Origin of the sequence: Aestuariirhabdus haliotis (assembly GCF_023509475.1) — a bacterium.
Classification (GTDB): Bacteria; Pseudomonadota; Gammaproteobacteria; order Pseudomonadales; family Aestuariirhabdaceae; genus Aestuariirhabdus; species Aestuariirhabdus haliotis.
Genome location: NZ_JAKSDZ010000018.1, coordinates 50,167 through 63,762 on the forward strand (window position 1 = coordinate 50,167; position 13,596 = coordinate 63,762).

Here is a 13,596-nt window from a genome sequence, read left to right on the forward strand (position 1 = left end):
AAAGATTCTCCTCAGGGCCACACTGCAAACCGTGCAAATGAAGCAATTAATTAAAAGGCGGTAAGCCTTTGCTCATGATAAAGGGAGCGAAGGATACCAGCTGCCAGCACGACTCGATAGCCCGCTAGTGCCAGTAGTCTTAACCTGGAGCTAACCACCAACCGTACGAGCCGCCTCACGCATCGTGACAAACTCTTCCGCTGCGGTGGGATGAATCCCAATGGTGCCGTCAAAGGTCGCCTTGGTGGCACCAGCCTTGATCGCGATAGCAATCCCCTGAATGATTTCGCCAGCGTCGCTGCCCACCATATGACAACCGACCACACGATCACTGGCATCGTCCACCACCAGCTTCATAAAGGTTTTTTCCTGACGCCCGCTCAGAGTATGTTTCATATGGCGGAAGCGAGACGTGTAAATACGCAGCTTGCCATAGCGCTCCAGTGCCTGCTCCTCGCTCAAACCAACAGTGCCAATATTGGGCTGACTAAATACCGCCGTGGCAATGTTATCGTAATCCATCGCGATGGTCTGGCCACCGTACAAATGGCGCGCCAACGCCATGCCTTCCGCCAGCGCAACCGGCGTCAATTGCATACGGTCGATCACGTCGCCCACCGCGTAAATGGAAGGCTCGCTGGTTTGGAAATTGTTATCCACCTTGATCGCACCCTTGGCCGTCAACTCTACATCGACCGTTTCCAGCCCCAGATCATGAGTATGGGGAACCCGTCCCGTGGCATAGAGCACCTGATCCACCAGCAGGCTCTCTCCGCTGGTGAGTTCCACCTGCAAACGCCCGTCGGTTTGCTGCTCTATGGCAACCACATTGGTATTGAAACACAGCTCCAGATTGTCGCGCTCACCCATCTCCTCTTTGAGCACATCGCGAACCTCCTGGTCGAACCCCCTCAGGAACAGCTCGCCGCGATAGATCAGGCGGGTATTGGCTCCCAATCCGGATAGAATGCCGGCAAATTCAACCGCAATATAACCACCACCCACTACCAGCACATCTTTCGGAAACTGGTCGAGATAGAATATTTCGTTGGAACTGATCACATGCTGGTTGCCTGGAAAATCCGGGACGAAAGGCCAGCCGCCGGTAGCGATCAGAATACGTTCTGCAGTGTACTGCTGACCATCCACTGCCACCCGGTGGTTATCCACAATGCGGGCGCGCCCTTCTAACAGATTGACGCCAGCCCCCTTGAGCATATTGCGATAGATACCATTCAGGCGTTCAATCTCGCGGGTCTTGTTATCACGCAGGGTCCGCCAGTCAAACTCCGCGTTTCCAACGGTCCAGCCATATCCTCGGGCATCTTCGAAGTCTTCCGCAAAGTGGGAGCCGTAAACAAACAACTTCTTGGGCACACAGCCGACATTGACACAGGTACCACCCATGTAGCGATCTTCGGCCACTGCCACTCGTGCGCCCAAGCCCGCCGCAATGCGACTGGCCCGCACACCACCTGATCCCGCACCAATTACAAACAGATCAAAATCGAATTCAGACATTGGCATTACCCTTCCTGTTTAGCAAAGTCCCGACTGCAGAGCGCAGCACCCACGGCAAATACAAGCAATCGTGCATCCATCAATAGTCCGGCATGGTATCAACAATAAGCGACCTGAACACCCTTATGTACCGGTTGCGCACTACAACAACATGGGTACACTATCGACTGTTCAGAAACCGCATAACAACAATATGAAACTGACGATTCTGGTAGCCGATGATCACCCCCTGTTTCGCGCCGCGCTGCGGGAAGCCCTGGAGGAGAAACATCAACAGATCCACTGGCTTGAGGCTAGTACTTTCGCCGAATGCATGGCGATCACCGATGCAGAGCAGGAGCATATCGACCTGGTACTGCTCGACCTCAATATGCCCGACAACAACGGCTTGATGGGGCTGGTGCAGTTACGTTCAACCTTTCCCGCCATCGCGGTGGCCATTGTCAGCGCCACCGATCAACCTTCGACCATTTGCAAGGCCATGCACAACGGGGCCCTGGGCTATATTCCCAAGGCTTCCTCGCTGGATTGTATTCGACAGGCCATGCAGACCATGCTGAGCGGCCAGCGTTGGGTACCCGAGAACATTGATTTAAGCTCGACCAGCGATACCGATCATCAGGCAATCGGCCGGCTGTCCACCCTGACCCGACAGCAACTGAATGTATTGGGCATGATCGCCAAAGGCATGCTGAATAAACAGATCGCGGCCGAACTCAATATCAAGGAAACCACGGTCAAGACACATATCTCTGAGATTTTCGACAAACTGGGGATTATCAACCGTACCCAGGCGGCTATGTTTACCCAGTTTCTGGAAACCCCCCAGTAACTAAACAAACTGCCTGGCTAATCGCACACGAACAACGCTCAGCTATCGAGCGCGGCCAACAATGAGGCTCGTAAAGCAAGGGGTTTGACCGGTTTGCGTAGCAATTGCAGGCCCCGGGCGCGAATCAGACTGGTGACCTCCTCGGTATAGTCGGCGGTAATCACAATGACCGGCACCGATCGCCCCCAACGCTGCCGCAATCGCTCGGCGACATCTATGCCTGTCACGCCCTGGTCCAGGTGATAATCGATAATCAACAGATCAGGCACCACCCCTTGCAGCTGCTCCAACGCTGCTTTCTCGGAAACAGCTCCCACCACCGGATAGCCCCATTCATCGAGCAAGCTGAGCATCCCGGCCACTATCTGGGATTCATTATCGATGCACAACACCTGAGCTTCATGGTCCTGGCGGGCCAGGTCATCAATCACCGAACGGTACCTGATAACGGGCTCCACCGTTGCCCGGGGCAGCGTTACCCGAAACACCGTCCCCTTACCCGGGCAGGAGCGCACGCTGAGCGAGTGGGATAACAGATCACAGGTACGCTGGACGATTGCCAGCCCCAACCCGAGACCGCGTTCCTCTTGCGGTGATGGATCCTCAAGGCGATAAAACTCCTCGAATATTCGCTCCAGTTGCGAGGACTCTATACCGGGTCCGGAATCCCAGACCTCGATCACACAATGGTCTTTACGCAACCGGGTCGCGACCAGAATCCCTCCTGTTGTGGTGTAACGTATCGCATTGGAGAGCAGATTCTGCATCACTCTGCGCAGCAGGTTAGCATCGGAGACGACATTGGCCCCACTGACTCGATATCGAATATCGAGCCCTTTATGTCTCGCCTGTAATCGAAACTCTTCCACCAGCGGCTGCATCAGCTGATTGAGAGACAAACAACGAATCTCCGGTTTCACTACCCGGGCATCCAGCTTGGAAATTTCCAACAACTCACTCAGCAACGTACCGGCATAGCCGAGGGATTTTTCCACATTCAGCGCCAACTCTGAAACCTCTTCACTGCCCTCAAGGCGCGCTAATTTATGGGATAAAGAGGACAGAAACAGAGATGCAGAATTAAGCGGCTGCACCAGGTCGTGGCCCGCCGCCGCCAAAAAACGTGTCTTGCTGCGATTCGCCAGATCCAGCTCCTGATTGAGGGATTTCAATTCGCAGGTGCGTTCGTCGACACGCGCCTCCAGCTCTTCATTGGCCTGACGTAACTGCTGGTCAATACGTTTCTGCTGCGTAATATCGGTATAAATCGTGATCACGCCACCACCGGGCATCGGACTGCCCTGAACGCGAACATAACGACCATCGCCGCGCCGCCGTTCCATATCAAACGGCTCGGTCAGGTATATCCTACCGACCTGCTGCCTCATGATCTCCGTCACGTCGCCTTCGCCGTACTCTCCCCGTTCACCACGGAAAGCCACCAGATCCGAAAAAGGACGCCCTACCTGCATCAGACTGTCGGGCAGGTCAAACATGCGCTGATACTGCCGGTTCCAGGCGACCAGCGCACCCTCCTTGTCGAGGATACTGATGCCCTCGTTCAGACTCTGGATCGCCGAGTTCAGCAACTCGCGGTTGAACTGCAATACCCCGGAGGCTTCGTCCAGCATGGACACCAGATTCTCGGGCGACTGATGGTGTTGGCGTGCCAGGGACTCCAGCAATAAGCGGCTGGCCGGTATACCCAGCACCGATCCCAATAGTTTTTCAGCACTGGCCAACAGCTCAGCATTAGCGGCGGCGTCGCCCAACAAACGGCCGGTAAATGGATTGCGATGAGTGTCCAGCAAGCGCTCGATTTTCTCATCACTGACAAACTTGCCCAGCAGTGATTGCAGATCCGAGACTTTCACCACCGAATCAGTGCGCACGGCGTCGGGCAATTCCAGCGGTTGAACAAAAAGATTGGCCTGTAAATGATCCGACAAATTAGCCCGACTCATCAGCGAGCCGACAATAATTCCTGCCGTATTGGCCAGCAAACTCCACAGGGCACCATGCACTATAGGATCAATGCCCTGGACACCCAGCAGCGCCTGTGGACTTAACGAACTGATGCCCCAGGGCCCCGCCATAATGGCCCCATCAACCCAACCGGCACGCACTAGCACCGGTAATAGCAAGGTGTATCCCCAAACACCGAAACCAGCTGACAGCCCCCATAAGGCACCTTTTCGATTGGCTCGCTGCCACCCCATGCCCAATAAAATAGCCGGCGCTAACTGGGCAACGGCGACAAAGGAGACCAGGCCAATCGCCGACAGCGCATCGACTTCGGATAGCCAGCGGTAATAACCAAATGCCAATAACAACACCACACTGATACTGAGTCGGCGCAACACCAGCACCCGCCGCACCAGACTCTCGCTGCCCACATCCAGCGTACGTCGGGTGACTTTTAACCAGAGCGGCAACAGAATCTCATTACAGAGCATGGTCGCCAGTGCGACCGAGGCAACAATTACCATACTGGTGCCGGCTGACAAACCACCAATATAAGCCAGTAACGACAGGCCGTTCTGTTCATTCTGCAGGGGTATCATCAAAGTCAGGTATTCGCCATTAATACCGCTGGTATCGATGGCAAAATAACCGGCAAAAGCAATCGGTAAAATAAACAGATTGATCAACAACAGATACAGGGGAAACAGCCAACGGGCGGTACGCAGGTCCCGTTCCGAATCATTTTCTACCACCATCGAATGAAACAGCCGCGGCAGGCAGAACATCGCCAGCGCCCCCAGCACAACATGAGTCAAATATACGTAAGGCGTGGAGTAATCCGTGAGTACTTCTCGTATTTGAGGCTCTTGCCAGGCCTGAGAGAAAAGATCGAGCCAACCTTCATTTATGCCATAAATGGCATACAGGCCGACCGAAACAAAGGCGACAAACTTGACCACCGACTCAAAAGCCACCGCTTGCATCAAGCCTCTGTGATGCTCGCTGGTATCAATATTTCGGGTGCCGAACAGAATGGAGAACAACGCCATAAGCACCGCGATATAGAGCGTGGAATCGCGCCACCAGTCGAGCTCCATCTGACTCTCGCCGCTGAGCAGGTGGTAGCTGATCGACACTCCTTTGAGCTGCAAGGCGATGTAGGGCACCACCCCCAGTACCAGCAGCAAGGTTACGACGCCGGCGATGCTGCGAGAGTTACCATAACGCGAGGCGATAAAATCGGCCACGGTGGTCGTGTTCTGGCGTTTGGCCAGGGTGACCATTCGTTCGAGAAAACGGCCGCCAACGACAAATAATAAAATGGCCCCCAGAAACGCCGGGGCCAATAACCAACCATCCTGAATATGCTGGAAGGGCCGACCGTAGAAGGTCCAGGTGGTACAAAAGGTCGTCAACGCCAGGCTGTATACCAGAGGTTGCCAGCGAGGCACGGGGCGACGGTCCCCAAACAGGGCAATGGCAAACAGGATGCCCACATACGCAAGGGAGACGAGCCCCACAACCCACTGATTCAGAATAAAAATCCTCTATAACACCAACAACAAACGCGATCAGTCAGACGACTCTAACAGATAATCGGCGTATTCCTGGCGCAATTCCACTTTCCGCAACTTGCCCGTCCCCGTATGGGGTAGCTCATCCACCACAATAATGGCATCGGGCATCCACCACTTCGCGACCCGCTCCACCAGTACCCGACGCAGCTCTGTTTCGTCGTAGGCCTTACCCTCTTTCAGGGTCACCAGCATGATCGGCCGCTCGTCCCACTTGAGGTGGCGCGCACCAATCACACAGGCTTCATTGACGGCCTCATAGTTAAGGGCCGCACTTTCCAGATCCACCGAGCTGATCCACTCCCCTCCGGACTTGATTACATCCTTACTGCGGTCAACAATTTTCAGATAGCCCTCGGCATTGATCACGGCCACGTCACCGGTATCAAACCAGCCATCGGCAAAGCTGTGTTCACCTTCACCCTTGTAATAACTCTGCAGTACCCAGGGCCCTCGTACGCGAAGGTTGCCCCGACTTTCGCCATCGTGGGGCGCGGGTTCGTCGTTGGCATCGAAGATCTCGACCTCCACCCCGAACATGGCCCTGCCCGCTGTTGCTTGCAGGTCGTAGCGTGCTTCGGCATCCAGGGCATCCATATCGGGGGTCGGAATCGCGGCGGTCGCCAGGGGGCTGGTTTCGGTCATACCCCAGATACCCATCCAGTAAACGTTGTAGCGCTCAGCATAAAGCTTGACCAGAGCGCGGGGGGACGCCGCACCACCCACACCGACCAGTTTCAATGAATCGATTTTCTTACCCGTGCTCTCCAGATAATTATGCAGACCCAACCAGACCGTCGGCACCGCATAGGCTTTGTCGACGCTTTCTTCTTCGATCAACGCCTGCAAGGAGGCCCCATCCATATTCGGCCCTGGCAGTACCAGCTTGGCGCCGTATAACGGCGCGGAAAATGGTACCCCCCAGGCGCACACGTGATACATGGGCACCACCGGCATCACGCAGCTACGCTCGCTAAAATCCAGGTACTGGGAACTGCCACTCATCATCGCATGCAACACGCTGGAGTGGTGATCGTAGAGCACACCCTTGGGATTACCGGTTGTGCCCGAGGTATAACAAAGCCCCGAAGCGTCGGTGGCCTCCAACCGCGGCCAAGCAAAATCATCGGGCTCGGCCGCCAACAGAGTTTCATAACAGTACAGGGGGGCGAGAGAAGTCTCGGGCATCTGCTCCGGATCGCCATTGATGATAAACCCCTTCACAGTCGGAATATGATCGCGAACCTCTTCAAGCATCGGCACAAAGGGAGCATCAACAAAAATATACTGGTCTTCGGCGTGATTAATTATGTACTGCAACTGCTCGGCAAAGAGTCGGGCATTGAGCGTATGCACCACCGCGCCATAGCCGGAGATGCCGTAATAGAGTTCCAGATGCCGGTAATTGTTCCAGGCCAGGGTCGCGACTCGATCCCCTCGCTGAACTCCCAGTCTGGCCAACACATTGGCCAGCTGACAGCTGCGCCGATAGGCATCGCTGTAGGTATAACGATGGATCTTATCCTCATTGGTGCGACTGACGATCTCTTGCCGTGGATAACGCTGTACAGCAGATTTGAGAATATCACTGGTCAGCAGGGGTACCTGCATCATGCGGCCTTTCATCGATGTCGTCTCCTTGATCCCCTGGCCGGCGTCGATTTTCCCTGTGCATTAACACAGCGTCGAAAACCATAAATCAGCAACCTGCCTGCGGGTTATGATTATTTTTTGCCGATTACAACGAGCAACCGGTGACAGCAAGCCGGTTACGCTAACAGCCGCCTAGCGACTTCAGTACCGTACTTTAGTACGATAGCGCCCCTCGATCATCCCCCAGAACAGCGCCCTATGGAAACCCGTTTTAGCAGCCCCTTTGCCAGCCTCGAACTGCAGCGCTTGCCTCATTCCCGGCAGGGCTCCCTGCGCGCCTGGGACGCCGCCGATGATTACCTGTTGCAGCAGCTTGCAGAAGAGTCCACAACCGTCACCGGCCCCGTTCTGATCCTCAACGATAGCTTCGGTGCACTGACCCTGAATCTGGCCGGGCAAGGCCAACATCCCGTGCTGCAAACTGACTCCTGGCTGAGCGCGCAAGGAGCCCGGCGTAATGCCAACCTTAACGGTATCGAGGCCGACGAGCTCAGGGTGCAAACTCCGTTGCAGTCCTTCGCTGGTACCTTTGCCACAGTGCTGATCAAGATTCCCAAAACATTGTCGCTCCTGGAATACCAACTGCGCCAGCTGCGCCCCCACATCAATGCCGATACCCGTATTATGGCCGGCGGCATGGCGCGCAATATTCACCGCTCCACCCTGCAACTGTTTGAGCAATGGATCGGGCCCACCAGCACCTCGCTGGCGCGCAAGAAAGCACGCCTGATTTTCGCCGCTTACGCCGATCAGGATCTTCCCCCAGTTGCACCGGCGCCGGGTTATGCGCTGCCCGAGGAAGATCTTCGAATCACCAACTTCGCCAATCTGTTCTCCCTGGATCAACTGGATATCGGCAGCCGCTTTTTCCTGCCCCATATTCCCCACAGCGAATTCGAGCGCAACATCATCGACCTGGGCTGCGGCAACGGTTTGCTGGGACTGGTGGCAGCGCGCCGCAATCCGGCAGCCCGTATCGAGTTTCGCGACGAATCCGCGCTGGCCGTGGCCTGCGCCGAACACAACTGGCAGCAGAACCTGAGCAACGACTCACGCGGCCGCTTTATCCAGGCCGATTGCCTGCAGGGTGTGGAGCCCAATAGCACAGACCTGATTCTGTGCAATCCGCCCTTTCACCAGCAGCATGCGGTCGGCGACCAGATCGCCCAGCGCATGTTTCGTCAAGCCCACCGTTGCCTGCGTGCCGGCGGGGAACTTCGCATCGTCGGCAATCGCCATCTGGGCTACCATCAAGTGCTACGCAAGCTCTTTGGCAACGCGGAGCAACTGGATGCCAACCGCAAATTCGTGGTGCTGTCGGCACGTCGCACCTGATAGCCAGTTTGATACCAGATCTGCGCTTTAGCTGATCTCCGTCACTCTTCCAATGGTGGCTAAATCCTGTACACTGCGCGCCTTTTCCAGCTCACCGTCACCGGGTAATCAGCATGCTTGAGAAACTCTTTCATCTCAGGGAACACAACACCAGCATCAGGACCGAATTGGTCGCCGGTTTTACCACTTTCCTGACCATGGGCTACATCATCTTCGTCAACCCCAGCATGCTGGCCAGCACCGGCATGGATAGCGGCGCGGTGTTTGTCGCAACCTGTCTGGCAGCGGCTATTGGCTGTTTTATTATGGGGCTCTACGCTAACTACCCGATTGCCCTGGCCCCGGGAATGGGACTCAACGCTTTCTTCACCTATACCGTGGTGGGTGAAATGGGCTACAGCTGGGAGGTTGCCCTGGGGGCCGTGTTCCTGTCCGGTTTCTGCTTCTTTCTGCTCAGCATCTTTCGCATACGGGAATGGATCATCAACAGCATTCCGATGTCCCTGCGCATGGGAATCGCCGCCGGTATTGGTCTGTTTCTCGGCTTTATCGCATTAAAAAACGCCGGCTTCGTCGTCGACAGTCCTGCCACCTACGTTTCCATCGGCGACCTTAGCCTGTTCCCGCCCATTATGGCGACGCTAGGCTTTTTCCTGATCGTGGCACTGGCCCAACGCGGAATTACCGGCGCGGTGATGATCGGTATCCTGGCGGTCACCCTGATCAGCCTGGCGTTGGGAGAAGTTGAGAGCACAGGATTCTTTGCCGCACCACCGAGCCTGGCGCCTACCTTTGCCGCCCTGGACCTGGAAGGGGCGATGCAGGTGGGTCTGATCAGCATCATCTTTGCCTTTTTGTTTGTCGATCTGTTTGATACCTCCGGCACATTGATCGCCGTCGCGCAAAAAGGTGGGCTGGTGACCAAAGAGGGCAAGCTACCTCGCCTGGGTCGAGCGCTGATGGCCGACAGCATGGCGACCATGGGGGGAGCCGTACTGGGTACCTCGACCACCACCAGCTATATCGAGAGCGGCGCCGGCATCGCCAGCGGCGGTCGTACTGGCTTAACCGCCGTCACCGTCGGCTGCCTGTTTCTGGCCTGCCTGTTTCTGTCTCCGCTGGCGGGGATGATTCCTGCCTATGCCACGGCGCCGGCTCTGTTTTTCGTGGCCGTACTGATGAGCAGCGGCCTGGCCACCATCGACTGGGAAGACCTGACCGAAGCCGCCCCGGTAGTCATTGCCACCATCACCATGCCCCTGACCTTCTCCATCAGCACCGGCATCGCCCTCGGTTTTATCTCCTACACCGGCATCAAACTATTGGCCGGTCGCTGGCGCGAACTCAACCCGGCGCTGGTGATCATCTCCGCGCTGTTTATTTTCAAGATGGGTTTTCTGGATTAACGCTATGACACTGGGCCGCACTTACCCCGAGCAGTACTCGCAACAACTGGCCGACAAAGCCCGAGAGCTCGAAACTCAATTTGCCGAGCTAAATCCTCCCGAACTGGAAGTATTCGCTTCCGAACCCGAACACTTTCGCATGCGCGCCGAGTTCCGTATCTGGCATGAGGGAGATCGCAGTTTTTACGCCATGCACGATCCGGAACAGCCCCATAAGCCGGTTGAGATTCGCGATTTCCCCATCGCCAGCCAGTTAATCAATACCCATCTGCAAACCTTGATCGACGCCGTTTGCCAGGAACCGATTCTGCGTCATCGACTGTTTCAGGTTGAATTCCTCAGCACCCAATCGGGACAGTTATTGATCACCCTGATCTACCACAAGCAACTGAATGACGACTGGCTCGTCGCGGCGAAAAAGCTGCGCGCCAAACTGGGAGTGGACCTGATCGGTCGCGCTCGTAAGCAGAAGATTTGTCTGGATCGGGATTTTGTCGATGAAACTCTGCAAGTCAAAGGCAAGGCGTATCATTATCAGCAGGTCGAAAACAGTTTCACTCAGCCCAATGCCGGTGTCTGCGAAAAAATGTTGGGCTGGGCGCTGGACGCCAGCCAAAATGCCACCGGTGATCTGCTGGAACTGTACTGCGGTAATGCCAACTTCACCGTCGTGCTGGCCCAGAATTTTGACCGGGTATTGGCCACCGAAATTTCCAAAACCTCGGTCAATTCGGCACGACTGAATTTCGAGCGCAACAGCATCAGCAATGTTGAGGTGGTGCGCATGTCGAGCGAAGAGTTTACCCAGGCCATGAACAAGGAGCGGCCGTTTCGTCGACTGCGCCACATCGATCTCGACAGCTACCACTTCAGCACTATTTTCGTCGACCCGCCTCGTGCCGGCCTTGATGCTGAAACCGAAAAGCTGGTACAGCGCTTCGATCGGGTGATCTATATCTCCTGCAATCCCGATACCCTGCGCAACAATCTGGATCGGCTGTGCCAGAGCCATCGCATCGAACGCTTCGCCCTGTTCGACCAGTTTCCCTACAGCCACCACCGCGAAGCCGGCGTTATCCTCCAGCGCCGATAAAGGGGTACAGCAAAGACTGTGCAGCTAAACAACAACGGGGCCTCAATAGACTATTGAGACCCCGTTAAAGCGCCAGCCATCTGCGGGCATTCATTTCGTAATGATTAACCGCAGCACTTTTTGTATTTTTTACCGCTACCGCAACTGCAGGGATCATTTCGTGAAGGGGTTTTCTCCAGCTTCACCGTTTCCCCCTTGTGCAACAGCGCCGTCAGCTCGCCAATGGATTCCACCGCACCCTCGCTGCTATCGAGACGAATATCGGCGAACAAACCCGCTTCCGCCAACTGCGCCTCAACTTCCTGCTGGCGAGCTTCACTGGTAACTACCAGGTTCAGGGGGTTCTTTTTGCTACCCGACTTATGGCTGCTTTTGGGCTGGTAATCGTAGTCGGTATGGTGCTGCCGGGAATCCTGGCGGCCTTTAAAGAAAAACTTATCTGACATCTGCATTCCTGATCACAAAAAGCGCCCCGAGCCTGCATACAACAACAAACCGGTCATAACCAACCAACGACCAAAAGGGGCAGTTCAAAAGTCGGCAGAGTATGACACGATTGCCGCCGTAATAATGCTGATTTTTGGTCAGAATGGAGACATCTGAACCCCGTAGGGCCTCAACTAGCCCTTATCAAAATATCCAGCAGGCTTAACAATCGGTAATAACCAGCGTTACCGTGCAATTGGGGTCGCCGAATGAATCGTAGGTAACATAACATCCGTTTGTAGTGGGTGGCCCACTGCCCTGAATATCGTACCCCACCCGAGTGTATCGATTACTGATGATCGTCGTGAGTCCACCCGATTCTGACAAGCCGATATGTTCCGACATGCTCAGGCTATCCCCCAGCTCGGCCTGGCTTTCCGGACATAGATTTCTCCAGTCCACCTCGGAAACCCCCGCCTCGGTTGTCACCAGATAGGCCGACTGATTGCCAGGATTAGCCGCTGCGATAGAAAGCCCATTCACATAGGCTTTACTGCGAACAATACTGATCGTAGAGCGCATGGCCCCCTCGATACCTTCAAGGGTGGCCACACGGGAAGAACGGGAGAGATCGCTAAAACGCGGCAGTGCAAACGCTGCCACAATAGCCAGAATCACAATAACTACAACCAATTCAATCAGGGTAAAACCGGATTGCAGGTTTAATTTGGGCAGGTCGGTTTGCACAGCGACTCCTAACCTAACACGCCTGAAGATCTAAAATACTATACCCCATCAGGCCACTCTAGATAGCTTTCAAGGTATAAAAAGAGTATCCGTAATGGTCTGAATAGGCTTCAAATAGGGCCATTTCCTGTTCGGTCTCCTCGATCACTCTTGCCAACAACTCACCGGCACCAGCTTTTATACTGCGCATCTTTTTCTGTAGCGGCCCGTAGTAATTATTCCACCAGGCTTGCGACGGCAAGCGCTGAATACTCAACACCTCAAAACCAGCAACCAAAGCCAGCTCGGCATTACTCGCTTCAGTCCCCATAGCGGGATACCCGGCTCGCCAAAAGTCGGAAACAGGCTCAGGTACCGTCTTAGAGAAATAGTTCATCTCCGAAATCACCGCAATGCCCTGAGGTGCCATCAGGGGGCGCCAGGCTTTCAAGGCCCCGGCAAAGGTCAGGTTATAGGCCGCGCCTTCCGACCACAGCAGATCCAAACTGTGCGGCGCCCAATCCAGCGACCCCATATCGCATTCAACCGCTTCGATCAGATGGCCTATGCCCCGTGCCTGAGCTCGAGTCATCAACTCATCGAGAAAAGCTCTGGAAAAATCCACCGCCTTCACTGGCACCTGAAAATGCTCAGCCAACATCAAGGCAGCAACGCCCGCACCACAGCCGATGTCGGCTATACGCGGCCTGCTCGGCAAGCTGGGTAATTGGGACAACAGCTTAAGGGAAAAAACCGTATCGCCCGGCCCCTGTCGCTCGAGTCCGCAGTGCAGTTCAATCAACGCTTGAATATACTGTTCCTGTTCTGTCATAGATATTCACCATAAAAGAAGGGAAGGTTCTGGCTTTTGATGGTAATTCGGTTAAGGCACCTCTGATTAATTCAGATAGATCTCTGCGGATCCTAAAAATGGTTTTTATCAAGGCGAAGCCCGCCGTTCATGTCGAGGTCTGGACAAGGGCTTCAACACCGAGAAAACCATTTTTAGGACCGCCCTACGGGGCTTTCAGGCGAACCCAGACTCTTTGTTACGCCTTTTTGAAA

At 55.1% G+C, this 13,596-nt stretch carries 10 protein-coding genes; 4 read left to right on the forward strand and 6 right to left on the reverse strand.

Annotated features, from left to right (window positions below):
- Positions 1-150: 150 nt before the first annotated feature.
- Positions 151-1,521 (reverse strand): glutathione-disulfide reductase, encoded by a 1,371-nt coding sequence (gorA, locus tag MIB40_RS11745; protein WP_249694366.1) that lies wholly within the window; start codon positions 1,519-1,521, stop codon positions 151-153.
- A 193-nt stretch (positions 1,522-1,714) separates the two neighbouring features.
- Between gorA and MIB40_RS11750 the strand changes: the two genes are divergently transcribed.
- Positions 1,715-2,353 carry a response regulator gene (locus MIB40_RS11750; RefSeq protein WP_249694325.1) on the forward strand — a complete coding sequence of 213 codons (639 nt, stop codon included), beginning with the start codon at positions 1,715-1,717 and terminating at the stop codon, positions 2,351-2,353.
- 38 nt (positions 2,354-2,391) lie between these two features.
- Here MIB40_RS11750 and MIB40_RS19750 read toward each other — a convergent pair whose 3' ends face one another.
- Together MIB40_RS19750 and MIB40_RS11760 are read right to left on the reverse strand one after the other, a co-directional pair.
- On the reverse strand, positions 2,392-5,838 hold the full coding sequence (locus MIB40_RS19750; RefSeq protein ID WP_249694327.1) for a PAS domain-containing hybrid sensor histidine kinase/response regulator: 3,447 nt from the start codon (positions 5,836-5,838) through the stop codon (positions 2,392-2,394).
- Between the two features lie 51 nt (positions 5,839-5,889).
- Positions 5,890-7,518 carry a long-chain fatty acid--CoA ligase gene (locus MIB40_RS11760; RefSeq protein WP_249694329.1) on the reverse strand — a complete coding sequence of 543 codons (1,629 nt, stop codon included), beginning with the start codon at positions 7,516-7,518 and terminating at the stop codon, positions 5,890-5,892.
- A 225-nt stretch (positions 7,519-7,743) separates the two neighbouring features.
- On the opposite strand from MIB40_RS11760, the gene MIB40_RS11765 reads away from it, so the two are divergent.
- From MIB40_RS11765 to trmA, 3 genes are all read left to right on the forward strand, one after another.
- Positions 7,744-8,880 (forward strand): methyltransferase, encoded by a 1,137-nt coding sequence (locus tag MIB40_RS11765; protein WP_249694331.1) that lies wholly within the window; start codon positions 7,744-7,746, stop codon positions 8,878-8,880.
- Between the two features lie 113 nt (positions 8,881-8,993).
- Positions 8,994-10,286 (forward strand): NCS2 family permease, encoded by a 1,293-nt coding sequence (locus MIB40_RS11770; RefSeq protein ID WP_249694334.1) that lies wholly within the window; start codon positions 8,994-8,996, stop codon positions 10,284-10,286.
- A gap of 4 nt (positions 10,287-10,290) precedes the next feature.
- On the forward strand, positions 10,291-11,379 hold the full coding sequence (trmA, locus tag MIB40_RS11775; RefSeq protein WP_249694344.1) for a tRNA (uridine(54)-C5)-methyltransferase TrmA: 1,089 nt from the start codon (positions 10,291-10,293) through the stop codon (positions 11,377-11,379).
- A 104-nt stretch (positions 11,380-11,483) separates the two neighbouring features.
- Here the strand turns inward: trmA and MIB40_RS11780 are convergent, their stop codons facing one another.
- The 3 genes from MIB40_RS11780 to MIB40_RS11790 all read right to left on the reverse strand — a co-directional run bounded on the left by MIB40_RS11780 (position 11,484) and on the right by MIB40_RS11790 (position 13,363).
- Complete coding sequence (locus MIB40_RS11780) at positions 11,484-11,825, reverse strand: PBPRA1643 family SWIM/SEC-C metal-binding motif protein (protein WP_249694354.1); 342 nt, start codon at positions 11,823-11,825, stop codon at positions 11,484-11,486.
- Between the two features lie 202 nt (positions 11,826-12,027).
- Positions 12,028-12,552, reverse strand: coding sequence for a prepilin-type N-terminal cleavage/methylation domain-containing protein (locus MIB40_RS11785; RefSeq protein WP_249694356.1), 525 nt, complete (start codon positions 12,550-12,552; stop codon positions 12,028-12,030).
- Positions 12,553-12,610: 58 nt separating this feature from the next.
- Positions 12,611-13,363 carry a class I SAM-dependent methyltransferase gene (locus MIB40_RS11790; RefSeq protein ID WP_249694358.1) on the reverse strand — a complete coding sequence of 251 codons (753 nt, stop codon included), beginning with the start codon at positions 13,361-13,363 and terminating at the stop codon, positions 12,611-12,613.
- Positions 13,364-13,596: the final 233 nt, after the last annotated feature.

What these genes read in the sequence shown, in the direction of transcription:
- gorA (WP_249694366.1), bottom strand. Translation starts at nt 1,521, where the DNA reads ATGTCTGAATTCGATTTTGATCTGTTTGTAATTGGTGCGGGATCAGGT.
- MIB40_RS11750 (WP_249694325.1), top strand. Translation starts at nt 1,715, where the DNA reads ATGAAACTGACGATTCTGGTAGCCGATGATCACCCCCTGTTTCGCGCC.
- MIB40_RS11760 (WP_249694329.1), bottom strand. Translation starts at nt 7,518, where the DNA reads ATGAAAGGCCGCATGATGCAGGTACCCCTGCTGACCAGTGATATTCTC.
- MIB40_RS11765 (WP_249694331.1), top strand. Translation starts at nt 7,744, where the DNA reads ATGGAAACCCGTTTTAGCAGCCCCTTTGCCAGCCTCGAACTGCAGCGC.
- MIB40_RS11770 (WP_249694334.1), top strand. Translation starts at nt 8,994, where the DNA reads ATGCTTGAGAAACTCTTTCATCTCAGGGAACACAACACCAGCATCAGG.
- trmA (WP_249694344.1), top strand. Translation starts at nt 10,291, where the DNA reads ATGACACTGGGCCGCACTTACCCCGAGCAGTACTCGCAACAACTGGCC.
- MIB40_RS11780 (WP_249694354.1), bottom strand. Translation starts at nt 11,825, where the DNA reads ATGTCAGATAAGTTTTTCTTTAAAGGCCGCCAGGATTCCCGGCAGCAC.
- MIB40_RS11790 (WP_249694358.1), bottom strand. Translation starts at nt 13,363, where the DNA reads ATGACAGAACAGGAACAGTATATTCAAGCGTTGATTGAACTGCACTGC.